Genomic DNA, 24,077 nt, shown 5'->3' on the forward strand with positions numbered 1-24,077 from the left:
ATGCAGCATGGTCGATACAACCAGTAATGTGAACGGCATCAGCCGTGCCACGACCCAGACGACAGGCAGCACAACGGCGCCGAAGAAAGAGCTGGATCAGGCTTCATTTATGAAGCTGCTAACAATGCAATTGTCGTATCAAGACCCATTCAAACCTGTCGACAATGCCCAGATGCTCTCCCAGATGGCCTCTATGTCTACGTCTGAGGGGATCAGTAGCCTGTCTACTCAAATGGGTAAGCTTAATGACCAGATGATCTCCAGCCAGGCTCTCCAGGCGTCTTCTTTGGTTGGACAAAATGTGCTGTTACAAGGCAATACAGGATTTCTAGACAAGGATGGTCCTTTATCTGCAGTTGTTGCTGTTGGCACAACGAATAAATATTCGAATGTCAAAATCACCGTTGAGGATGAAAAGGGGCAGGTTATTAAGGAGTTTCCCCTCGAAGGCGACCAAAAAGGTAATGTGGAAATTGCTTGGGATGGTAAAGACAAGGCCGGTAACCGAGTCGCTTCAGGCAAATATGTCATCAAAGCTAGTGGTGCGCTCGATGGGAAGTCGGAAAGTATTGCCACATTTGCTTATGCCAAAGTAGATAGCGTTGCTTTGGGCAATGCCACCAACCCGACTCGTCTCAACTTGAGAGGGCTGGGGAGCGAATATCTGAACAATATTCTGCAAATTTCAGGCACCAATTCAAATCTGACGGTTACACCGTCAAAAACCACGTCGACAGCATCGATCTAAGGAGCTGGATATGTCATTTAACAATGCCTTGAGCGGTGTCAACGCGGCACAAAAAGACTTGAACGTCACCGCCAACAACATTGCCAACGTTAACACCATGGGCTTTAAAGAGTCCCGTGCCGAGTTTGCGGATGTCTACGCCAACTCCATTTTTGTCAATGCCAAGACCCAGGTCGGTAACGGTGTGGCGACAGGTGCGGTTGCTCAGCAGTTCCACCAGGGTGCGCTGCAATTTACCAATAACGCGCTGGACCTGGCGATTCAGGGGAATGGCTTCTTTGTGACCTCTGATGGCTTGACCAATCTGGATCGTACCTATACCCGTGCTGGCGCCTTCAAGCTCAATGAAAACAGCTACATGGTCAATAATCAGGGGCATTACCTGCAAGGTTATGAAATCAACGCCGATGGCACGCCTAAGGCGGTAAGTATCAATGCGACCAAGCCGATTCAGATACCTGACAAGGCCGGTGAACCAATCAAGACAACCAAGATTGACGCCAGTTTCAACCTGCCGTCTACAGCGTCGCCGTTGCCTGCTGGCGCCGGTGCCGGTGATGCATCAACCTTTGATCCAAAAGATTCGAAAACCTACTCATCTTCTACCTCCGTGGTGATTTATGACTCATTGGGTGAGCCGCATACCATCACGCAATATTTTGTCAAAGAAGCTGACCCGGCAGATCTGACCAAACCCGCCAATCCTACAGCTTGGCGTATGTACCTCTACCAAGGTGATAAGCCTATTGATATTGTCGGTGGTGTCACACCCACTATGGCAACTGGTTTGAGTCAGGCGCCTGCTGGTGCAAGAGTGACCTTCGGGGCTGATGGCAAGATGATTACCCCGACTACACCGGCGACCATCAAGACAGAGCAATTGGGAGCCGCGCCCCCGGCAGGTGCTGGCATTATCACCAATGGTGCAGATCCCACTCAGCAGGTGGATATCAACTTCGGAACGGTGACCCAGTATGCTTCACCGTTTGAAGTCAACAAGTTGACTCAGGATGGTTCCACTGTCGGCCGTTTGACCAAGGTGGAGATCACTCCGGACGGCATCGTGTCCGCGACTTACAGTAACGCAACCACCATCAAGGTGGCCATGGTGGCAATGGCAAAATTTGCCAACTCGCAAGGATTAACTCAGGTTGGCGATACCTCCTGGCGTCAGTCTCTGCTCTCTGGCGATGCCTTGCCGGGGACGCCGAACTCGGGTACTTTCGGGACCATCAAATCATCGGCGCTGGAGCAATCCAACGTGGATTTGACCTCGGAGCTGGTGGACCTGATCACTGCCCAGCGTAACTTCCAGGCCAACTCCCGTTCTCTGGAGGTCAACAGTTCGCTGCAGCAAACCATCCTGCAGATCCGTTAATCGCGCAATACATGATAATGAGAGGGGGCTTGGCCCCCTCTCTGTTTCTGTCGCATTCCCATCCTCCTTATCCCCCCATATTTCTGCTGTTGGCACTCTAATTGCATTTCTCCTGTCAGAGTCATCTGTTTGACGGAGAATTCCATGGATCACCTGCTTTATATCGCCATGTCCGGGGCCAAAGAGACCATGAACAGTCTGGCTGTTCGGGGCAACAACCTCGCCAATGCCAATACCACCGGCTTCAAGTCCGATTTTGAGCAGGCCAGAAGCATGCAGGCGTTCGGAGAGGGCTTGCCAAGCCGGGTGTTTGCCATGGCTGAGCGCCCGGGTCAGAACCTGCAGCATGGCATGCTGATGACCACCGGACGGGATCTGGACGTGGCGGTAGATGGTCCTGGCTGGATTGCCGTGCAGGATCCCAAGGGCGGCGAGGCCTATACCCGTATGGGGAATTTGCAGGTCAATGCGACCGGCAATTTGCAGACCTCGACCGGTCTGAATGTGGTGGATGACGGTGGTCAGCCCATCGTGCTGCCGATGCCGATGGAGAAACTCGAGATCAATCGGGATGGCACCATCAGCGGTCGTCCGGAGGGGGCAGCCGCCAACTTGCCGGAAGATTTTCAGCGGATCAAGCTGGTCAACCCGGCCGCCGATGCGGTGGAGAAGGGGCAAGATGGTCTGTTTCGCCGCAAGGATGGCCAGAATGAACCCGCCTCAGCCAATGTCGGCCTGATTGCTGGCTCCCTTGAGGGGAGCAACGTCAATGTGGTGGATGAGATGACCAACCTGATCCGGCTGCAACGCCAGTTCGAAACTCAGGTCAAAATTATGAAGACGGCCGAAGAGAATGATGAAGCTCAAACCCAACTGCTGCGAATCAGCTAATCAAGGAGTTACACTATGAATCCTGCACTCTGGATCAGCAAGACCGGGTTGGATGCACAGCAGACCAATATTTCGGTCACCTCGAACAACCTGGCGAACGCCAGCACCGTGGGCTTCAAAAAGTCACGGGCCATCTTTGAAGATCTGCTTTATCAAAACATCAATCAGCCCGGTGGCCGCTCCTCTGCCGATACCGAGCTCCCCTCCGGCCTGATGCTGGGGGCGGGTGCCAAGGTGGTGGCGACCCAGAAAAACCACAGTCAGGGTAACGTACAAACCACTGACAACTCGCTGGACCTGATGATCAGTGGTCGTGGCTACTTTGAAATTCAGCTGCCGGATGGCAGTGCGGCCTATACCCGTAACGGTCAGTTCACCCTCAACGATGAAGGGACCATAGTGACCCCGGGTAATGGCTACCCGCTGCAACCGGAAATCCAGATCCCGGAAAATGCCCAGAGCGTTACGGTGGGTGAAGATGGCCAGGTCTCGGTGCAGCTCAAGGGCGATGGCGCTTCTCAGGTCGTCGGTCAGATCAACATCTCCGACTTCGTCAACGCCAGCGGCTTGCAGCCGATGGGGGAGAACATGTTTGTCGAGACCCAATCCAGTGGTGCTGCCGCTCAGGGGACTGCCGGTGCCGATGGCTTGGGGGTGATCAAGCAGGGGATGCTGGAGACTTCCAACGTCAACGTAACCGAAGAGCTGGTGAACCTCATTCAGGCTCAGCGGGTATACGAGATGAACTCCAAGGTGCTCTCCGCCGTGGACGGCATGATGTCCTTCCTGATCCAGCGTACCTAATTAGGAGGTGCATGATGAAAGCCGTATGGATGCTGGGATTGTTGGTGCTGGGAGGGTGTAGCAGCACTCCCAATACACCCAAGCCTGATGATCCCGAGTTTTCCCCCGTCTATGGGGAGTCGGAGCCGGTGTCGGTGCGACCTACAGGGGCGATTTTCCAGCCGGATCAGGTCAATGGCATCTATTCGGATATCAAGGCGCACAAGGTAGGCGACATCATCACCATCGAATTGGCGGAATCGACCTCTGCCTCGAAAAAGGCCAATACCCAGAGTGGTAAGAATAACAAGTTCAATCTGGACCCGGTCAAGTTGGGTGGCGTGCCCGTGACCGCCAGCCCCTATGATCTCTCAGCCTCCATTGCTCAAGACAGCGCGTTCAAGGGGCAGGCCAAGGCGGATCAGAGCAACAGTCTGCAGGGCAATATTTCGGTCAGCGTGGCCAAGGTGCTGCCCAACGGCAATCTGGTGGTGCGCGGCGAGAAGTGGATCATGCTCAATAATGGCAATGAATATATCCGGATCACCGGCCTTATTCGCCCGGAGGACGTGACGTCTGATAACAGCGTTTCGTCCCAGAAAGTGGCCAATGCCCGCATTTACTACGGTGGTACCGGCGATCTGGCCAATAGCCAGGAGCAAGGGTGGCTTACCAGCTTTTTCAATGGTCCCTGGTGGCCGCTCTAGGAGATGTTATGAAGTCACTCCGTCTTGTCACTCTGCTTTGCTGTCTGCTGCCCTTGGGTGTGGCCAATGCGGCCCGGATCAAGGACATCAGCTCGGTTGAAGGGGTGCGTAACAACCAGCTGATTGGTTACGGTCTGGTGGTGGGGTTGCCCGGCACTGGCGAGAAGAACAACGCCTTCACCGAGCAGACCTTCCGTACCATGCTCAACAACTTTGGCATCAAGGTGCCGGACAACATCAAGCCCAAGATCAAGGATGTGGCGCCGGTGGCGATCCATGCCGACCTGCCTCCCTTCTCCAAGCCGGGCCAGACCATCGACGTGACGGTCTCTGCCATCGGCGAGGCCAAGAGCCTGCGGGGCGGCACTCTGCTGCAAAGCTTCCTGAAAGGGCTCGATGGGCGGGTTTATGCGGTCGCCCAGGGCAGTCTGGTGGTCGGTGGTCTGGGGGCCGAGGGGGCTGATGGTTCCAAGGTAGTGATCAATACCCCGACCGTAGGGCGGATTGCCAACGGTGCGACCGTGGAGCGGGAGGTACCCAACTCCTTCAGTCAGGGGGATACCATCACTTTCAACCTTAACCGACCCGACTTTACCACTGCGCGCCGTCTGGCCGATGTAGTCAACGATCTGGTGGGGCCCAATACCGCTCAGGCGCTCGATGCCACCTCGGTCAAGGTCTATGCCCCGCGGGATCCGGGTCAGCGCGTATCCTATCTCGCCACCATCGAGAATCTGGAGGTGGATCCGGCCAACGAGGCGGCCAAGATCATCGTCAACTCCCGCACCGGCACCATAGTGATCGGCAGTCAGGTCAAGCTCAAACCGGCGGCCATCAGCCACGGCGGGTTGACGGTGACCATCGCCGAAAACCAGCAGGTCTCCCAGCCCAACCCGCTGGCGGGAGGAGAGACGACGGTGACCAACAACTCGACCATCAATGTCCAGCAGGAGCCGGGGCGGATGTTCAAGTTTGATACCGGTGCGACCCTGGACGATCTGGTCCGGGCGGTCAATCAGGTCGGGGTCGCCCCCGGTGATTTGATGGCCATCCTTGAGGCGCTGCAGCAGGCAGGCGCCATCGAGGGGCAACTGGTCATATTGTAACAAGCGGCAAGTGGTTGCCACGGGTGGCAATGAGGTAAGCAAAATGGCGGAGTTTGACAGCAACAGCGGCATGAATCTCGGGATGGTACAGGACATCAAGAACCTGGATCGTCTGCGCCAGATGAGCCAAAGCAAAGAGGGACAGGCCGAAGCGCTCAAGAGTGCGTCACGCCAGTTCGAGTCAATCTTTACTCAGATGCTGTTTCAGAGCATGCGTCAGGCCAACGGGGTGTTGACTCAGGACAACCCGATGAACAGCAGCTATACCCAGTTCTATGAAGGGATGCTGGATGAGCAGCGAGTCGCCGACATGTCCAGCAAGGGGGGGCTGGGATTGGCTGACATGGTGGCCAAACAGCTCTCTCCCGAGACCTTTACCCATCAGGATGGACGGGTGCTCAAGATGCCGCAGCGTACCGAACGGACCTACAAACCCTATCAGCCACCCACGGCGGCGGCCGATGATTTGATCGCGGCATCAAAAGTTGGCAAAGATTTTGCTGAAAAAGAGATGACCGAGGGGGTCAAGGAGAGTCACGCACTCACTATGCCCCATCGACCGCACCGCAGCATTCCGCCCATGGGGAGCATAGCCAGCGAAGAGGGCAGTGCCACCGGTAGTGGGGGCAAAGAGTTCGATACGCCGGAAGAGTTCGTTAATCGCCTGATGCCGCTGGCCAAGAAAGCGGCCGACAAGCTGGGGTTAAGCCCGGCGGTACTGGTCGCCCAGGCGGCACTGGAGAGCGGTTGGGGCAAGCGGGTGATCAAGGATGGCGAGGGGCAGGTGACCCATAACCTGTTTGGCATCAAGGCCGATCCTCGCTGGGAAGGGCCAAAGGCGGTGGTCAGCACGCTCGAGTATGAGCAAGGCGTCGCCTCCCGCCAGAAAGCGGCATTTCGCTCCTATGAGTCGTTTGAAGAGAGCTTCAACGACTATGTGGACTTCCTCACTTCCGGCTCTCGCTACAAGGGAGCCCTGGCGAAGGTGGATAGTCCTGATCGCTACTTTGAGGCGCTGCAACAGGCGGGTTATGCCACCGACCCGCACTACGCCAGAAAATTGAAACAGGTATTGCGCAGTGACGCCATTGCCCAATACAACGAGATGGAGCTGTAACGTATGGCAAGCGACCTGCTTGGGATTGGTTCATCGGGCGTGCTGGCACAGCAACGCCTGCTGCAGACCACCAGTAACAACATAGTGAACGTCAATAGCCAGGGCTATGTGCGTGAGCGTACGCTGGTGTATACCAATACCATCGGTCTGGGGACCGGTGACATCAAGACCCAGCGGGTAATCAACGACTATATGCAGGGGGAGGTGCGCCGTGATACCTCCGCCTATCATGCCTCCCTGACCCATTATGAACAGCTGGCAGGCGTTGACAGCTTGCTTGGGGATACCAGCAACAGCGTGGGGGCGGCCATCACCTCCTACTTCAAGTCATTTCACTCAGCCAATGAATCGCCTGCCGAGATCGGTGGGCGCAAGGTGGTGATGACGGAGTTGAGTGGCATGGTCAACCGTTTTCATACCCTCTCGGCGCAGCTCGACAAGCAGAGCGATACCCTCAACACCCGTATAGAAGATGAAACCAAGCAGGTCAACAGCCTGCTCACCAGCATCAATGATCTTAATCAGGCCATCATCCGCACCCAGGGGTCACCCGAAGAGAACCTGATGCTGTTTGATCAGCGGGATGAGGCGATCCGCCAGCTGTCGGAGAAGATGGATATTCGCACCGTAGCCCAACCCAACGGCAGCATGCTGGTCAATATGAGCACTGGCCATTCGTTGATCCTCGATGGGGGCGTCGCCCAGTTCAAGGTGATTGCAGGAGATCCTGACTCCCGGGATCAGGAGCTGCAGCTGACCCTGGGGGCGAACAAGGCAACCATCGATCACGATACGTTTGGTGGCGCCATGGGGGGGCTGTTCAAGGCGCGTACCGACCTTGAGCCGACCAAGCGCGAACTGGGGCAGCTGGCCGTGGCGATGGCGGATGCGATGAATCAGCAGAACCGCCTCGGGATGGATCTGGATAACGAGATTGGCGGCGATATCTTCACCCTGCCTACCAGCAAGGGCTTACCCTACGGCAATAACACCGGGACGGTTGGGGCGAATGTCAGCTTCGTGCCGGGCAAGGGGACATCAGTGACCCCGTTTGATTACGAAGTGCAATTTAGCAGCGCCACCGGTTATGAGGTGTTCTCGCTGGACAAGTCTGGTAATCGCACCTCTGTGGCGACTGGAACGACCCCTCCTGCAACGTTTGAACTCACTGGTCACGGCATTTCAATCGATCTCACCGGTGTGCCGGCTGCGGGTGACAGACTGTTGCTGCAACCGACCAAAAGTGCGGCAGCCGGTCTGGGTCAGCTGATCACCCGACCGGAAGATTTGGCCCTGGCCTCTCCGCTTAAAGCGGAAAAGACCACCAATAATGGCGGCGGGGCTGATATCAAACTGGGTGGCGTATTTAATACAGGTGCGGGGTCAGGTTTTGGTACCAATAGTCTGAGCCCGACAGCGCCTCAGGTGGTCAAAATCGATGCTAGTGGTAACTATCAGGTGTTTCAAGCCGATGGTACTACTCTGATAGGTACGGCCCCTGCGAGCAGCAAGGGGCAGAATTTAATGGCAGCCTTGCAACTGCCCCCCCCACTGGTGGACCAGCTTATCCAAACCCGAAACAGGCGCCCGGCTACGAGTTCAGCATCACTGGCACGGTGGATGCCGGTGACAGCTTCAAGCTCAGTTACAACAGCAATGGCTTTGCCGATAACAGCAATGGCCTGGTTCTGGCCGAACTGCAAAACAAGGATCTGGTGCGCAAGAGCACCAATGGTGGGACGACCAACGACAAGATGACCTTCAATCAGGCCTATTCCGGGTTGGTGATGGAAGTGGGTAACAATACCAGTCAGGCAAAAACGTTGCTCAAGGCCAATGAGTCCAAGCTTATCCAGAGCACCGGCATTTTTGAAAGCGTGTCTGGGGTCAATCTGGAGGAGGAGGCGGCCAATCTGATCCGCTTCCAGCAATCCTATGCGGCATCGGCGCAAATCGTCAGCACGGCCAAAACCATTTTCGATACACTGCTCTCTTCCGTGAGGTAACGTCATGCGCATCACCACCAACATGATCTACGACCGGAATATCTATTCCCTCAACAGTGCCAACGAGAGGTTGAATACTGCCTACCAACAGCTGCAAACCGGTAATAAATTTCAGACTGCCGGCGAAGATCCCGCGGGGATGAGCCAGAAGATGGCACTGACCAAGGAGATCGACCTGTTCAAGCAGTACAGTGTCAATGGCAGCTTGCTGGAAAACAGCCTGGGGCATGAGGAGACGGTCTTAACGTCGATTAATAATGCGATGCTTAGTGCCCAGACCCTGATCCAGAAGTCAAATAATGGCGCTATCAGCATGGATGATCGCAAGGCTATTGCCAGCGAGCTGGAAGGGTTGCAGCAGCAGATGTTTGACCTGATGAATAGCAAAAACTCCTCGGGTGAATTTATATTTGGCGGTAATCAGAGCAAGACCCAGCCATATATAAAAGACGCTAACGGAAAATATATTTATCAGGGGGACCCTGGTCAGCGAAATATTCAGGTCTCACCCACAGTACAAATTGCTGCCAATGATTCCGGGCAGGATCTGTTTGAAATCGTGGCGACCAGAAGAACTGCCAGTGCAACCACCGCAAATATCAAGGTCGGAGTCGGCGATCAGGGCAACTTTGATAATTTCTATAAGTCCAATTATAACTCGGCACTGCCCAGCAACACCTATACCGTATCAACCACCATAGGCCCGCCTGATACCTATGATATCAAGGATGCCGGTGGTACTACCCTGCAAACGGGTAACTACACTGCTGGCACCAAGATCCCTTTCAATGGGTTGGAGTTGACCATCAGCTCCCCTGCGGGCAGTTCTGAGCAGTTTGATCTTAATCCACCGAAGAATGACAACATATTGAATGGTATGTCGGATTTTATTACCGCCTTGCGTGACCCCGCTATCACAGCTGACAACTTTGCGCTGGAAGTGGCAGATGCCACAGTTCATATGAAAAATGCCCGCCTGAATATCGATCATGGATTGGGGGAGTTGGGTGGCAGGATGAACAGTCTCGAGGCAGTCATGGATTCTAACGAGGGGTTGAGTACCCTCAACGCCGAGGCGAGAGCCAAGGTGTCGGAAGCGGATCTCTATGAAGTGATTTCCGCGCTGTCAAAAGAGGATGCGGCATTGAGTGCCTCGCAACTCTCTTTCAGCAAAATAAGTCGTCTGACGCTATTTGACTATATTCGCTAATTGAAGAAGGGCCCCTTTGGGGCCTTTACTTTTGTCCAGACTATGAAGATTGGTTCCGTGTCATCTCCTGCCAATTGTAACAAGCTGTTGCCGTTGCCAATTTAATGGTGGTTGCGGGGTTGACCTCCCTGCGGGATTGGATAATCATGCCGCCCGCACAACAGAGGGTTGTGCGAATTATTTGCAGCATCTCGTTAGGCGAGGCTCCTGTATAAACACAGGCCACTGATCTCACGACGTCCAGAGACGCCCAAGATCAGGACAGTTTTCATCGGATTAAGGTGTAAACCCAAGTGGCTTCCGGCATGCCGGATACGTTATACAGTGCTAAAGCTGGTACGTGGGGATGATGACACGCCGAACGGCGTCATTTCCTGCCTATTACTCGTCAATCAAATTGCTGTTTTCTTGTCGTTGCATCCGGCTATTTCCGGAGGCATTCAGGCTCGCCTGAAATCACATGAGGATATCTGTGATGAAGAAAACACATACCATTCTTAACCGTCACCAACTGCTCGATCTGGCCGCCCTGCAGGGTTGGCTGGAACATAATCTGGATCCGGTTCAGCGCGCCGATCAACTGCTGACCCTGCGTCCGGAAGAGCTCAACTGTATCTTTGATACCCTGCCAATCCCGCAAGGGGCCGAACTGCTTGGTTCACTCTCGGCCGAGAGTGCCGGGCGCCTGTTGCAACGGTTGCATGGCAGCATCGTCAGCGTGTTGCAGGAGGCTATTCCCCGCCGTGAGATGGTCGCTATCCTGCGCAAACTGGGTCGTCAGGATCGCACCATGTTGCTGGCTCGCTTCCCGACCCAGGCGCAGGCCATGTATTACTCCCTGCTGGATTGGCCCACCGAGTCGGTGGGGGCCAACATGCGCCACGAATATCTGGCGGTGCGGGAGGAGGACACGGTCGGTCACGCCAAACAGCTGATCCACGATGCCTGGGACAATGCCCAGCTGTTTCGCCATATCTATGTGGTCAACGGGGATGGTCGTCTGCAAGGAAGCCTCTCCCTCAAGACCTTGCTGATCGCCGACCCGCTGGCCAGTGTCGCGACCCTGATGGATCGGGAGACGGTGCGGATCAATGCCCGTGCGGATCAGGAGCTGGCAGCGCGCCTGCTCATCGACCGCGACCTGTCGGTATTGCCGGTCGAGGATCAGGGGCGACTGGTCGGTATTTTCCACGTCGATGATGCTGCGGATATTCTGGAGCTCGAATCCACCGAGGATGCCGAGATGCAGGGTGGCTCCTCGCCACTCGATACTCCCTATCTGCAGGCGACCCCCTGGCAGCTGTGGCGCAAACGGGTGGGCTGGCTGCTTATCCTGTTCGTGGCGGAAGCCTACACCGGCACCGTGCTGCGGGCATTCGAGGAGCAGCTGGAAGCGGCCATCGCGCTGGCCTTCTTTATTCCGCTCCTGATCGGTACTGGTGGTAACAGCGGCACCCAGATCACCACCACCATAGTACGAGCCATGGCGGTCGGGGAGGTGAGCCTACGCAATCTCGGCACAGTGCTGAAAAAGGAGCTCTCCACCGGTCTGCTCATATCGGGGGCCATTGCCATGGCGGCCTGGGTACGGGCATGGAGTCTCGGCGTCGGTCCCCAGATTGGCATGGTGGTGACCTTTACCATCATCGCCATCGTGCTCTGGAGTGCCACGGTCGCGTCCATTATTCCCATGGTGCTGCGCCGTTTCCGCATCGATCCGGCGGTGGTCTCTGCGCCATTCATCGCGACACTGGTGGATGGCACCGGCCTTATCATCTACTTCGAGATGGCCAAGTGGTTGTTGCCCGAGTTGCAGTAATCGGGAGATTGAGATGCAAAAGGCAGCCAGTGGGCTGCCTTTTTCATTTATCTTTCCGGTTTAGCCGAGCTGGAACAACAGTGGCCAGCCCTGCTCCTGGCAATAACGATGCTCCTTCTCCAGATTCTGCATCAGGAGACGGTTCTCCTCGCACCAGTCGATCGGCAGGGTCACGACCAGCTGATCCCCTTGTACCGCGACTTGCCACTCAGGCAGCAGGTTGTCCTGCCGCTTGTGGTGAGCGGCGACCGCGAGGCGCAGGATGCGGATGCAGCGCAGCACCGTCTGCATGTCGTGGTTGGGCAGGGGAGGCAGCTCGGAGAGCTTGAGCCCCTTGCGCTGAAAGCGTACCAGCGCTGCCAGCAGGGCCTGATCGTCCTGGTTGAAGCCAGGCAGGTCGGTGTGTTGCAGGATATAGGCGGAGTGACGGTGAATGCCGCTGTAGTTGATGGCAAGGCCAATTTCGTGCAGCCGCGCCGCCCAGCCGAGGATGGCGCGATAGGGCTCTATCTCCATCTGCCAGGGCTCTTGCAAGGCATCAAACAGCGTCAGCACGCTCTGCTCCACCCGGGCTGCTTGTTTGCGGTCCATCCGGTAGTGGGTACCGAGCGCCTGTGCGGTACGCTCGCGAATATCGTGGTGCTGCAAGCGCTCCTCGAATTCATAAAGCAACCCTTCACGCAGGGCTCCGTCGGAGTAGTCAAGCCGCTCGATGGGCAGCGAGGTAAACAGCCCGAGCAGGATGGCGACCGCAGCGGCAAACACCTCCTGACGCTCCTCGGTAAGCCCGACCAGTTTGAGGTTATCGACTCGCTTGCGCTCAATCATCAGTGCCTTGAGCCGCTCCAGTCCCTCCAGCGTAATGCTGCCGTCAGTCAGCCCTTCACCCTGCAGTACATCCCGAACCGTACGAATGGAACCTGAGCTGCCAAGGCAGCTCTGCCAGCCCAGCTTGCGGTACTGGTTGACGATGGGGGCGAGCTGGTGCTGCGCCTCCAGCACGGCATTGGTGAAGTTTTTCTCGCTCAGCTTGCCGCTGGCAAAGAAGCTCTGGGTAAAGCTGACGCAGCCCATCTTGCGGCTGGTGAGGGCCTTGTGTTCAAACCCTTCACCGATGATGAGCTCGGTGCTGCCGCCACCGATATCGATGACCAGTACCTGGCCCTCGATATGCTGGGTATGGGCAACCCCCTGATAGATGAGCCGTGCTTCTTCCTGCCCGCTGATGATCTCGATGGGGTGGTTGAGCACCTTGGCCGCTTCGCTGACGAACTCTCGCGCGTTGCTGGCACGGCGCAATGTGTAGGTACCGGCGATGCGGATCTGATCCGGTTTGATGTTGGTGAGCCGCTCGGCAAAGAGTGACAGACAGGCGAGGCCGCGTTCCATCGCTTCCGGGCTCATTCGTTTCTGCTCATCCATCCCTTCCGCCAGACGCACCCGCTCCTTGATGCGATCGACGATGCGAAAACGCCCTTCGCTCAGATGGGCGATCACCATATGAAAACTGTTGGAGCCGAGATCCACGGCGGCATAGAGACTATTGTCCATTGTTTGACTCGATACGTTTGAGATAGTCGTAAATCGCCACCTGAGAGCGGATCTTGCGGCGGTTGCCCCGCTTCACATATTCGTTCTGCTGGTCGGCATCGATGACCCGCGCCTTGCAGGTATCACTCAGTTGTAGCTCGAGAATGTCCATGATGCGCTGCTTGAGGCGCTCGTCATAAATGGGGGTGCCCACCTCGATCCGGCCGTCGATATTGCGGCTCATCCAGTCGGCGCTTGAGATATAGAGCTGGGGGTTGCCCTTGTTGTGGAACACCATCACCCGCGGGTGCTCGAGGAAGCGGTCGATGATGCTGATCACCTTGATGTTGTCACTGAGGCCCGGCACGCCCGGACGTAGGGCGCACATGCCACGGATGATCATCTGGATCGGCACCCCGGCCTGACCGGCGGCATAGAGGCGGTTGATGAGATCCTTGTCCACCAGATTGTTGATCTTGAGGATGATACCGCTCGGCTGGCCCGCCTTGGCGTTGGATAGCTCATTGTCGATGAGGCGATAGAGCTGACGGCGGCTGTTGATGGGGGAGACCAGCAGGTGGTTGAATTTGTAACGCTTATAGGGGTACTCGATGTATTCAAACACCCCTTCCACTTCGGCGGTGATATCCGGATTGCGGGTCAGCAGCGAGAAGTCGGTGTAGATCTTGGCGGTCTTCTCGTTGAAGTTCCCGGTCCCGATATGGGCGTAGCGCACCGCCTCGCCATTTTCGTGGCGGGTGATGAGGCAGAGCTTGGAGTGGATCTTGAGGCTCGGCACCCCGAACACTACCTTGACCCCGGCATCGGTGAGAATATTGGCCCAGTCGATGTTGGCCGCTTCGTCGAAACGGGCGCGCAGCTCGACCACCACGGTCACCTTCTTGCCGTTGTTGGCGGCATCAATGAGGGAGTGGATGATGCGCGACTTCTTGGCGACCCGGTAGATATTGATGCGAATGGCGCTTACCGCCGGGTCGAACGCCGCCTGGCGCACCAGCTCGGTGAAGTGGTGGAACTTGTGATACGGGTAGTAGAGCAGGATATCCTGCTTGGTAATCGCATCGAAGGCGTTGACGAAGCCGTCAAAATCGCGGCAATCGAGGGCCGGCAGCTTGGGGTTCTCCAGATAGTCACGGCCCACGTTGGGGAAGCCGATGAAATCCTTGAAGTTGTGGTAACGCCCGCCCGGCATGATGGCGTCGTAGGAGCTGATCTGCAGCTTGAGCTTGAGGAAGCTTATCATGGCAGCGGGCATCTCCCGCTCGTAGACGAAGCGCACCGGCATGGCGGTGAGGCGCTGCTTCAAGCCGTCACTCATCTTGTCCACCAGGCTCAAGTCCAGCTGGTCGGAGAGATCATATTCGGCATCCCGGGTCAGCTTCACTGCATAGGCGGCAATCTCGTCGTAGTCGAAGAAGCCTTTGAAGATCTCGTCGAGGCAGAAGCGGATGACGTTATCCAGAATGATGATCTGCTTCTTGCGGCGGGTCCCTTCCGGCGGCAGCTGGAAGAAGCGGGGCAGGTCGTCGGTCGGCACTTCCACCAGGGCGTACTGGATCACCTGACCGTTCTTCTTCATCTCGATGGCCAGATAGGTGTACTCATCCTTGAGGAATTTGACCGGATTGACCTCCTTGTTGAGCAGGATCGGGATGATGTGACGCAGCACCTTCTCCTTGAAGAAGACCCGCAGCCACTTCTGAATGGCATCGGAGAGCTGGTTCTCGTTGACTAGGAAGATGTTGTGGCGGGCCAGCGCAATCAACAGCTCTTTATAGGTGTTGTCGAACGCTTCACCGAGCGCCATCACTTTTTGCTGGATGGCGCGCAGCAGCACTTTCGCTTCATCGTCGCCACCATGTACTTCATTGATGAGGATGCGACGCTTGACGTCCGATACCCGTACCTTGAAGAACTCATCCTGGTTGGAGGAGAAAATCCCCAGAAAACGAACCCGCTCGATGAGGGGCACCGTCTTGTCCATTGCCTCTTGCAACACCCGTTCATTGAATGAGAGCCAGCTCAGCTCTTTCTCTTCATACTGCTTGTCGGTGCTCATCTTGTGCCTCTGTTTCAGGTCGCGTCTGCGCGGCAGTTATGGCGTTAATATATGACAAATAAATGACAGTATTGTTACTGCTCGCTGAACGCTTCGTCGATGTCGACCACCAGATCGTCGGAGAGGGATTCCAGCGCGGTGATAAGCGTATCCATCGCGAGCCCGTCGGGCAGGGCAACCAGCGCATGGGCATAGAAGAGCGGGGCGCCGGAGTGGGGAGCCGGTTCACAGCCGGTGGTGAGATCGGCCACGTTGATCTCGAGCTGGCGCAGGATGCTGGCTACTTCATGGACGATGCCGGGGCGGTCGTTGCCGGTCACTGTCATCATGACTTGATGGGCTGGCTCGGCGGTAGGTGTCCCTTCGGCAAAGCTGATGGTCAGACCCGGCAGCAGGGCCAGTGCTTCGCACAGGCTGCGATAGTGCTCATCGGGGACGGAAACATGGAGGATACCGGCAAACTGGCCCGCCAGTTCGCTCATGGCGCTGCCGAGCCAGTTGCCCTGCTCGCGGCTGATGACAGCTGCCAGACTCTCGACGATCCCGGGTTTGTCTGCACCGATCACGGTGACCACCAATTGCTTTTGCATCCTGCTCTCCTTGAAATGGGATTTCTTGCTCTATCCCTATTGTGCCTGCTGGGGCTGGTCATATGAACCCCCGCCTGCTGACAAATAGATAAAAAGACGGGACTTTTCACTTTCTATACACGGGTCTGCTGCCTTGCTCCGTGGCGGCTGTGGTAAAGTGATTCCCCTTTCGTGTCGTGAACTGGATCGTGCTCTCATGAATACCCTTGTCCTATCGGGATTGTTGTTGCTGGCGCTGCTTGTGCTGGCGATCTTCTGGAGCAGAGGCAGACAGCAAAAGCGCCTGCCCTATGATGTGCAGGAGACCCTGTTCAGTCCCGCCGAGCGCTCCTTCCTCGGGGTGCTGGATCTGGCGGTGGGTGACAAGGCCCGGGTTTTTGCCAAGGTGCGGGTGGCCGATGTGCTGACGCCGCAGGCCGGGATCGGCAAAAGCAAATGGCAGCAGTACTTCAACAAGATCAGTGCCAAGCATTTCGACTATCTGCTTTGCCACCCCGCGGATCTCTCCTTTATCTGCGCCATCGAACTCGATGACAGCTCCCACCGTCACCAGAAGCGCAAGGCACGGGATCTCTTTCTGAAAACCGCCTGCGACAGCGCCGGTCTGCCGTTGCTGCAGATCCCGGCAAGTGCCAGCTATCTGGTGGAAGAGCTGCGCGAACAGATCCTGCCGCTGCTGGTCAAAACCTGCGAACCATTGATCGACGATTTGCCGCACGGGGCACGGCGCGAGCCCACCTTCAACCCTCTGTTGCTGGATGGTGTGGATGTCGGTGCCGGGATGCGTGGCCGCACTGCCCATGCCGAGGCGATCTCGCCTGCGTCGCTCCACGAGCCCGCCATCCAGCCCAAGGGGGTGATGGAGGCGCCGCAGAGTGAGGGTGAACTGGTCGATGGTTTGTTCGCCGATGTAGAGGATGACGAGGAGCATGAAGTCCACCACTGCCCCCGTTGCGATGCGCCGCTGGTGGAGCGGGAGGCGAAAAAAGGCCCCCACGCCGGTCGACTCTTTCTGGCTTGCAGCCGTTTTCCCGAGTGTCGTTATGCGGCGCCGCACCATCATAACCGCCACTGAATGCGCTTCACCGTGTCCCATGCTGCCCTCTGACGAGGCAGTTTTCTTTCCGCTTTTGGCTGCGTTTGTTAACGGCGCCAATGCAGAAAATTCCTCGGCAAAATTTATCTAATCTCTCGTTTCTGTCGATACACTTAGCCTGAATACGACAATTTTTGACAATGTGTCGGAATTTTGGCACTTTGTGTGCCAGCAAAAAGACAGTCGGTAGCTGTTTTATCATCAAATAAAACAATAAGTTAGTTCAGGACATCGCGAGGAATGGATATGGTGGAGATGGGCGTGTTGATTGTTGATGCCGATGCGCAGCGGCGCCAACAGTTGGGAACCGTGCTCTCGTTTATGGGGATCCCGTGGCAGGAGGTGGCACAAAGCGATCTGGATGTGGCCATCGAATCCTCCGGACCGCTGCAAGGGGTGCTGGTGGGTGAGCTGACCGACCGCCCCTTGTCAGAGTTGCTGGCCGCCTTCCCCCGTACCCCCTTTCTCTCGCTGGTTGAGGCCGATCTGCCCAACAGCAACTTTATCGGGGTCGCGCTCTCGCCCTTTACCTATGAATCCCTTACCCGTCATCTGCACTTCTGTCAGGCCTTTGTATCCTTGCATCCTCGTCAGCAGACCCATGACAAGGGGCAGGCCCTGCTGCGCTTGCTGGTGGGTAAAGGGAAGGGGATCCAGGAGGTACGCCGCCTCATTAGCCAGGTGGCCGAGACTGATGCCAACGTGCTGATCCTCGGGGAGTCCGGTACCGGTAAAGAGGTGGTGGCTCGCGCTATCCACGAACTCTCTTCCCGCAGCAGTGGCCCCTTCGTGCCCATCAACTGCGGCGCTATTCCGGCCGAATTGCTGGAGAGCGAACTGTTTGGCCACGAGAAGGGGGCGTTTACCGGCGCCATCGCAGCCCGTCGCGGTCGCTTCGAGCTGGCGCAGGGGGGCACCCTGTTTCTCGACGAGATCGGCGATATGCCGATGCCGATGCAGGTCAAACTGCTGCGGGTATTGCAGGAGCGGCTGTTCGACAGGGTTGGTGGCGGCAAGCCCATTCAGGCCGATGTGCGCATCATCGCAGCAACCCACCGGGATCTGGAGGCTATGATCCGCACCCAGGGTTTTCGTGAAGATCTCTACTACCGCCTCAACGTCTTCCCCATTGAGACGCCGCCGCTGCGGGATCGCATCGACGACATCCCGCTGCTGCTGCAGGAGCTGCTCAACCGCCATGCAGAGCAGCACCACGGCTTTATCCGGTTGACCCAGCGGGCGCTGGAGTCGCTGATGCAGTACCCCTGGCCCGGTAACGTACGTGAGCTATCCAACCTGCTGGAGCGGCTGCTGATCCTCTACCCGCACCAGATCGTCGATGTGGCCGATCTGCCGAGCCGTTATCGCCTGCTGCCGAGCGAGCCGCGGGATGAGCGGCTGACCGAGATGGATGAACGGGATGCGCTGGCGGCGGTGTTTCAGGATCCGCCCGAGCTGGATCACTCCCTCGCCTCGGCCCGCACCATGCAGCTGCCGGAGGAGGGGGTCAACCTCAAGAGATGCTGGCCGACCTTGAAGTGGAGCTGATCCGTCAGGCGCTGGAGTCTCAGGACGGGGTGGTGGCCCGCGCTGCCGATCTGCTCGGCATGCGCCGTACCACCCTGGTGGAGAAGATGAAAAAGTACGGGATGAGCAAGGACGTCTGAGGGTCAAAGCCTTGACGCAAATACGCAATCCATTGTTTTAGTTAACATAATTTAGTGGCATGGAAATTGAATAACCTGACCCAATAGCCAGTTTGAGGTCAGGTTTATGACAATCCAGCAGCAGGACATGCCACTCCAGTCCCACGAAGTGAGCCAGCTCTATGCCATCTTCAAGGCGCTCCCCACCGGGGTGTTGCTGCTTGACGGGGCAGGGGTGGTCACCCGCGCGAATCCGGCGGCCATCTCTCTGCTGGGGGAGCCGTTGGAAGGGGAGCTCTGGCGCCACATCATTGCCCGCTGCTTCGAGCCGCGCGAGGATGATGGCCACGAGATCTCCCTGCGCGACGGGCGCCGGGTCCAGCTCTCGACCCAACCGCTGCCGGATCAGCCCGGCCAGCTGGTCTTTATCAATGACCTGACCGAAACCCGCAAACTGCAAGACCGCATCAACCACATGAAGCGGCTGTCGGCGCTCGGCAATATGGCGGCCTCGCTCGCCCACCAGATCCGCACGCCGCTCTCTGCCGCCATGCTCTATGCCGCCAATCTGGCCAACCGCACCCTCAAGCCGGAATCTCGCACTCAGTTTCAGCAAAAGCTGATGGCCCGTTTGCAGGATCTGGAGAAGCAGATCAACGACATCCTGCTGTTCGCCCGCAATGGCGACAATCAGGTGGTCACCCCCATCTCGGTACAAGGGCTGCTGGCCGAAGTGCAGGCTGGAGCCGAGGCTTTTTGCCAGCAGCAGGGCTGCGAGCTGCACATGGAGGCGCCAGAGCCCGATCTCTGTCTGCTGGCCAACAGCAGTGCGCTGGCGGGGGCCATCAACAACCTGATTGCCAATGCCCAGCAGGCAGGGGCTACGTCACTCTTGGTCAGCGCGGTGCGCAGTGGCGCCCGGGTGGAGATGCGGGTCATCGATAATGGCAAGGGGATCCCTTCCCATCAGCTCGGTCAGGTATTCGAACCCTTCTTTACCACTCGCTCCCAAGGCACTGGTCTCGGGCTGGCGGTGGTGCAATCTGTAGTGCGTGCCCATCAGGGGGAGGTCGGTGTGGCCTCGGTTCCCGGTGAAGGCACCTGCTTTACTATGTCGTTCCCCCTGCACCAGCAACCGGTGCAGCTTGGAGGTGTAGCATGACACAGGCCAGGATCCTGGTAGTTGAAGATGACAATGGCCTGCGCGAAGCGCTGGTGGATACCCTTTTGCTCGGCGGTTATGAGTGCCGTGAAGCGGACAGTGGCGAGCGGGCTCTGCTGGCCCTCTCCCGTCAGCCATTTGACATGGTGATCTCTGATATCCAGATGGGGGGGATGGACGGCCTCACCCTGCTGGCCACCATCCGCCAGCAATATCCGCAGATACCTGTGCTGCTGATGACCGCCTACGCCAATATCGACGGTGCAGTGCGCGCCATGCGTGAAGGGGCCATCGACTATCTGGCCAAGCCATTTTCGCCGGAGGTGCTGCTCAATCAGGTCAGCCGTTATGTGCCCGCCCAAAAGGTGGAGAAGCGCGCCGTGGTTTACGGGGATCCCAAAACTGCCGAGCTGTTCCAGCTGGCGACCCGGGTGGCCAGAAGCGAAGCGACAGTGATGGTGACCGGCCCGAGCGGGACGGGTAAAGAGGTGCTGGCCCGTTACATTCACGATAACTCCAGCCGCGCCGAGCAGCCTTTCGTCGCCATCAACTGCGCCGCCATTCCGGAAAACATGCTGGAGGCGACCCTGTTTGGCTACGAGAAGGGGGCCTTCACCGGTGCGGTGCAGGGGTGCCCGGGCAAGTTCGAGCAGGCGCAGGGGGGCACCCTGCTGCTTGACGAGATCACCGAGATGGATCAGGGGCTGCAAGCCAAATTGCTGCGGGTGTTGCAGGAGAAAGAGGTGGAGCGGCTCGGCAGTCGCAAGATGATCCCGCTGGATGTGCGGGTCATCGCCACCAGCAATCGGGATTTGAAAAAAGCGGTGCAGGATGGCCAGTTCCGCGAAGATCTCTACTATCGCCTCAACGTCTTCCCGCTGCGCTGGTCTGCTCTGTGCGAGCGGCCCGGCGACATTCTGCCACTGGCGGAGCATCTGCTGGCGCTTCATGCCAGTCAGCAGGGGTTACCGACACCACAGTTGACGGATGCCTCGCGGGAGCGGCTGATGGCCCACCCCTGGCCCGGCAATGTGCGGGAGCTGGACAACGTGGTACAGCGGGCCTTGATCCTTAGCCCCGACGGGGTCATTGATTGTGACCACCTCATTCTGGAAGAGCTGGACGAGCAGGAGATGGAGTTTGTCAGCGTGGAGCGCAGCTATGGCGGCGATCGCCTCGGCAGCGAGCTCAAGCAGCAGGAGCACCAGATCATTCTCGACACCCTGCAAGATTGTAACGGCAGCCGCAAGGCGGTGGCCGACCGGCTCGGCATCAGCCCGCGCACCCTGCGCTACAAGCTGGCCCAGATGCGGGAGGCGGGGATCGACCTGCCAGCCTGAGGCCGAGAGGGAAACCGCACTGTGTGGGGGCTGTCATGGTCTTGACGGCCCGGCTCGATTATCATGGGGCCCTTGGCGCTTTGAGCCTGGGCCCTGTTTTTATTGGTAAAGCAGGGGACCGAGCCTTAATAAGGGACCCCTATGATCTCTCATCGAAAACTCGAAACCGTACTGAACCATCTGCTCGAACCGCACGCCATCAAGGATTACTGCCCCAACGGCTTGCAAGTGGAGGGGCGTGAGCGCATTCGCAAGGTAGTGACCGGTGTCACCGCCAGTCAGGCGCTTATCGACGCGGCGGTGGCTGCCGAGGCCGATGCCATTCTGGTCCATCACGGCTACTTCTGGAGCGGTGAACCGGCCCAGATCACCGGCATGAAGCAGCGTCGGCTCAAGACCCTGCTGACCCACGATATCAACCTGTTTGCCTACCATTTGCCGCTGGATGTCCATCCAGAGGTGGGTAACAACGCCCAGCTTGCCAAGCTGCTCGACATCAAGGTGCGTCGCGGTCTGGAGCCGTGGAACAGCAAGAGCGTCGCCATGGTGGGCAAGCTGGAAGAGCCCATGAGCGGTGCCGACTTTGCCAAGCTGATTGCCGAGCGCCTTGGCCGTGAACCACTCTATTGTGGCGATACCGGCCCCGAGCTTATCCGTTCCGTGGCCTGGTGCACCGGCGGCGGTCAGAGCTACATCAATCTGGCGGCGGAGCAGGGCATCGATGCCTTTATCTCCGGTGAAGCCTCAGAGCAGACCATTCACACCGCTCGCGAGATGGGGATGCACTTCTACGCCGCGGGCCATCACGCCACCGAGCGTTACGGCGTCAAGGCGCTGGGGGAGTGGCTGGCGACCGTGCACGGGCTGGATGTGACCTTTATCGATATCGACAATCCGGTCTAAACCTGTCCACGATCTGGCTACGAAACCGTGATCAAGGCTCATGTGCTGCTCTTCACCTTGTTGACGGTTTCTCGCTGCAGGTCGTGAACAGGTTTAAGCCTGTGCCTGTGGTGGGAAAATTCAGGAAATAAAAAGGAGGCCATCGGCCTCCTTTTTCACATTTCGACAAGACGTCTGCTTAATCGCAGGCGTAACCTGCGGGGCCCAGCAGGGCGCCATCCAGTTGCACGGCACCATCTACCATCTGCAGCCTGCCTTCGCAGAACCAGCGAACCACCAGCGGGTAGATGCTGTGCTCCTGCGCCTGCACCCTTGCTGCTACCTCGTCCGCCGTGTCCCCTTCAAAGATGGGTACGCGGGCCTGCAGGATCACCGGGCCCCCGTCCAGCTCTTCGGTCACGAAGTGGACGCTGGCGCCGTGTTCACTGTCACCGGCATCTATGGCGCGCTGGTGGGTGTGCAGGCCCTGATACTTGGGCAGCAGGGAGGGGTGGATATTGATCATCCTGCCGGCGAAATGGCGCACCAGATCGCCGCTCAATATCCGCATAAACCCGGCCAGCACCACCAGATCCGGCTGATAGTCTGCCATCAGCGCCAGCAGGGCGGCGTCATACTCCTCCCGGCTGGCAAACTGCTGCTGGGCCAGAATGGAGGTCGCCACGCCAGCTTCTTTGGCGCGAACCAGACCATAGGCATCGGCCTTGTTGCTGATAACGCCGACCACTTCACCGGCAATCTTGCCGCTGGCGCAGTGGTCGAGGATCGCCTGCAGGTTGCTGCCGCTGCCAGAGATTAGGACGAGGATCCGCATCATTTGATGACGACCTGCTCCTCACCGTCTGCTGCCTTGGCGATATGACCGATGTGCCATGCGTTCTCGCCTTCTGCCTTGAGCAGGGTCAGCGCCTTCTCCAGCTGGTTGGCGGGCAGGGCGATGATCATGCCGACACCGCAATTGAAGGTGCGATACATCTCGTGACGGGTGACGTTGCCAGCCTGCTGCAGCCAGCTGAACACCGCCGGCCACTGCCAGCTCTGCTCGTCGATCACTGCTTGAGTATTGGCAGGCAATACGCGGGGGATGTTCTCCCAGAAGCCGCCACCGGTGATGTGGGAGAGGGCGTGGATCTCGCACTCCTTTATGAGTTTGAGCACAGGCTTCACATAGATACGGGTCGGCTCCAGCAAGGCATCTGCGAGGGTGCGGTCACCCAGCGGCTGATGCACGTCGGCTTTGGAGACTTCCAGAATTTTACGGATCAGGGAGAAGCCGTTGGAGTGAGGGCCGCTGGCGGCCAGCGCGATCAGGGCATCCCCTTCACCGACCTTACTGCCGTCGATGATTTCGCTCTTCTCCACCACACCGACGCAGAAACCGGCGATGTCGTAGTCTTCCCCTTCATACATACCCGGCATCTCGGCGGTCTCGCCGCCCACCAGGGCACACCCTGACTGCTCGCAACCGTTACCGATCCCGGTGACCACCGCGGCCGCGGTGTCCACGTCCAGCTTGCCGGTTGCATAGTAGTCGAGGAAGAACAGCGGCTCGGCGCCCTGTACGATCAGGTCATTGACGCACATGGCCACTAAATCGATGCCCACGGTGTCGTGCTTCTTCAGGTCGATGGCCAGCCGCAGCTTGGTGCCCACACCATCGGTACCGGAGACCAGTACCGGCTCCTTGTAGCCCGCAGGGATTTGACACAAGGCCCCAAAGCCGCCAAGACCACCAAGGACTTCAGGACGACGAGTGCGCTTTGACACGCCCTTGATACGTTCAACCAGTGCATTGCCGGCATCGATATCTACGCCAGCATCCTTGTAGCTCAGTGAGGTTTTGTCAGTCACGAGTATTCCCCGTCATGTAAAGAAGTGGAGGGTAAAATTCGGGGCGTATTCTAACAGTGGCGGTGAAAAACCAGAAAGGAAATCGTTTGCGCGTTTTTGCGCGGAAATGCTCTA

The 24,077-nt window shown here is 57.7% G+C and carries 18 protein-coding genes, 2 pseudogenes and 1 riboswitch; of the genes and pseudogenes, 15 read left to right on the forward strand and 5 right to left on the reverse strand.

Annotated features, from left to right (window positions below; genetic code table 11):
• Positions 1 to 7 precede the first annotated feature (7 nt).
• The 10 genes and pseudogenes from ACTG2B_RS07620 (at position 8) to mgtE (ending at position 11,765) form a co-directional block, all read left to right on the forward strand.
• Entirely contained in the window at positions 8 to 748 is a 741-nt protein-coding gene (locus ACTG2B_RS07620) for a flagellar hook assembly protein FlgD (protein WP_439995467.1), read from the forward strand.
• Positions 749 to 758: 10 nt separating this feature from the next.
• Entirely contained in the window at positions 759 to 2,126 is a 1,368-nt protein-coding gene (gene flgE, locus ACTG2B_RS07625) for a flagellar hook protein FlgE (protein ID WP_139477114.1), read from the forward strand.
• Between the two features lie 144 nt (positions 2,127 to 2,270).
• A complete protein-coding gene (flgF, locus tag ACTG2B_RS07630) occupies positions 2,271 to 3,017 on the forward strand; it encodes a flagellar basal-body rod protein FlgF (RefSeq protein ID WP_005334159.1) in 747 nt (248 codons plus the stop codon).
• Positions 3,018 to 3,032: 15 nt separating this feature from the next.
• The gene (flgG, locus tag ACTG2B_RS07635) at positions 3,033 to 3,821 is read left to right on the forward strand and encodes a flagellar basal-body rod protein FlgG (RefSeq protein ID WP_005334158.1); all 789 of its coding nucleotides are present in this window, start codon (positions 3,033 to 3,035) and stop codon (positions 3,819 to 3,821) included.
• Positions 3,822 to 3,835: 14 nt separating this feature from the next.
• Positions 3,836 to 4,507, forward strand: a complete 672-nt coding sequence (gene flgH, locus ACTG2B_RS07640) for a flagellar basal body L-ring protein FlgH (protein ID WP_042080192.1) — start codon at positions 3,836 to 3,838, stop codon at positions 4,505 to 4,507.
• Positions 4,508 to 4,515: 8 nt separating this feature from the next.
• On the forward strand, positions 4,516 to 5,613 hold the full coding sequence (locus ACTG2B_RS07645; RefSeq protein WP_005350664.1) for a flagellar basal body P-ring protein FlgI: 1,098 nt from the start codon (positions 4,516 to 4,518) through the stop codon (positions 5,611 to 5,613).
• A gap of 43 nt (positions 5,614 to 5,656) precedes the next feature.
• Entirely contained in the window at positions 5,657 to 6,730 is a 1,074-nt protein-coding gene (gene flgJ / locus ACTG2B_RS07650; protein WP_439995468.1) for a flagellar assembly peptidoglycan hydrolase FlgJ, read from the forward strand.
• Positions 6,731 to 6,733: 3 nt separating this feature from the next.
• Positions 6,734 to 8,736 (forward strand): annotated as a pseudogene (locus ACTG2B_RS07655) (FlgK family flagellar hook-associated protein).
• Positions 8,737 to 8,740: 4 nt separating this feature from the next.
• The gene (gene flgL, locus ACTG2B_RS07660) at positions 8,741 to 9,946 is read left to right on the forward strand and encodes a flagellar hook-associated protein FlgL (RefSeq protein ID WP_101529453.1); all 1,206 of its coding nucleotides are present in this window, start codon (positions 8,741 to 8,743) and stop codon (positions 9,944 to 9,946) included.
• Between the two features lie 183 nt (positions 9,947 to 10,129).
• Positions 10,130 to 10,299, forward strand: a riboswitch (M-box (ykoK) riboswitch).
• Positions 10,300 to 10,421: 122 nt separating this feature from the next.
• Positions 10,422 to 11,765 (forward strand): magnesium transporter, encoded by a 1,344-nt coding sequence (mgtE, locus tag ACTG2B_RS07665; protein ID WP_019446139.1) that lies wholly within the window; start codon positions 10,422 to 10,424, stop codon positions 11,763 to 11,765.
• A gap of 60 nt (positions 11,766 to 11,825) precedes the next feature.
• Here the strand turns inward: mgtE and ppx are convergent, their stop codons facing one another.
• From ppx to ACTG2B_RS07680, 3 genes are all read right to left on the reverse strand, one after another.
• Positions 11,826 to 13,316 (reverse strand): exopolyphosphatase, encoded by a 1,491-nt coding sequence (ppx, locus tag ACTG2B_RS07670; RefSeq protein ID WP_075115513.1) that lies wholly within the window; start codon positions 13,314 to 13,316, stop codon positions 11,826 to 11,828.
• Entirely contained in the window at positions 13,306 to 15,375 is a 2,070-nt protein-coding gene (ppk1, locus tag ACTG2B_RS07675) for a polyphosphate kinase 1 (RefSeq protein WP_005350671.1), read from the reverse strand. The genes ppx and ppk1 overlap by 11 nt, the downstream gene beginning before the upstream one ends.
• A gap of 74 nt (positions 15,376 to 15,449) precedes the next feature.
• Positions 15,450 to 15,965, reverse strand: a complete 516-nt coding sequence (locus ACTG2B_RS07680) for a glycine cleavage system protein R (RefSeq protein WP_047437655.1) — start codon at positions 15,963 to 15,965, stop codon at positions 15,450 to 15,452.
• A gap of 196 nt (positions 15,966 to 16,161) precedes the next feature.
• On the opposite strand from ACTG2B_RS07680, the gene ACTG2B_RS07685 reads away from it, so the two are divergent.
• The 5 genes and pseudogenes from ACTG2B_RS07685 (at position 16,162) to ACTG2B_RS07705 (ending at position 22,112) form a co-directional block, all read left to right on the forward strand.
• On the forward strand, positions 16,162 to 17,040 hold the full coding sequence (locus ACTG2B_RS07685; protein ID WP_103250547.1) for a DUF2726 domain-containing protein: 879 nt from the start codon (positions 16,162 to 16,164) through the stop codon (positions 17,038 to 17,040).
• Between the two features lie 267 nt (positions 17,041 to 17,307).
• Positions 17,308 to 18,728, forward strand: a pseudogene (locus ACTG2B_RS07690) (sigma-54 dependent transcriptional regulator).
• A gap of 106 nt (positions 18,729 to 18,834) precedes the next feature.
• Positions 18,835 to 19,869 carry a sensor histidine kinase gene (locus ACTG2B_RS07695; protein ID WP_101529446.1) on the forward strand — a complete coding sequence of 345 codons (1,035 nt, stop codon included), beginning with the start codon at positions 18,835 to 18,837 and terminating at the stop codon, positions 19,867 to 19,869.
• Entirely contained in the window at positions 19,866 to 21,209 is a 1,344-nt protein-coding gene (locus ACTG2B_RS07700) for a sigma-54-dependent transcriptional regulator (RefSeq protein ID WP_101529445.1), read from the forward strand. Before ACTG2B_RS07695 ends, ACTG2B_RS07700 begins: the two co-directional genes overlap by 4 nt.
• Before the next feature lie 141 nt (positions 21,210 to 21,350).
• Positions 21,351 to 22,112, forward strand: coding sequence for a Nif3-like dinuclear metal center hexameric protein (locus tag ACTG2B_RS07705; protein ID WP_021231048.1), 762 nt, complete (start codon positions 21,351 to 21,353; stop codon positions 22,110 to 22,112).
• A 178-nt stretch (positions 22,113 to 22,290) separates the two neighbouring features.
• On the opposite strand, the gene purN is transcribed toward ACTG2B_RS07705, so the two are convergent.
• Together purN and purM are read right to left on the reverse strand one after the other, a co-directional pair.
• A complete protein-coding gene (purN, locus tag ACTG2B_RS07710; RefSeq protein WP_158113257.1) occupies positions 22,291 to 22,929 on the reverse strand; it encodes a phosphoribosylglycinamide formyltransferase in 639 nt (212 codons plus the stop codon).
• Positions 22,926 to 23,963, reverse strand: a complete 1,038-nt coding sequence (gene purM / locus ACTG2B_RS07715; RefSeq protein ID WP_429200917.1) for a phosphoribosylformylglycinamidine cyclo-ligase — start codon at positions 23,961 to 23,963, stop codon at positions 22,926 to 22,928. Before purM ends, purN begins: the two co-directional genes overlap by 4 nt.
• Between the last annotated feature and the right edge of the window lie 114 nt (positions 23,964 to 24,077).

Origin of the sequence: Aeromonas sp. 30P, from assembly GCF_051919805.1 — a bacterium.
Classification (GTDB): Bacteria; Pseudomonadota; Gammaproteobacteria; order Enterobacterales; family Aeromonadaceae; genus Aeromonas; species Aeromonas veronii.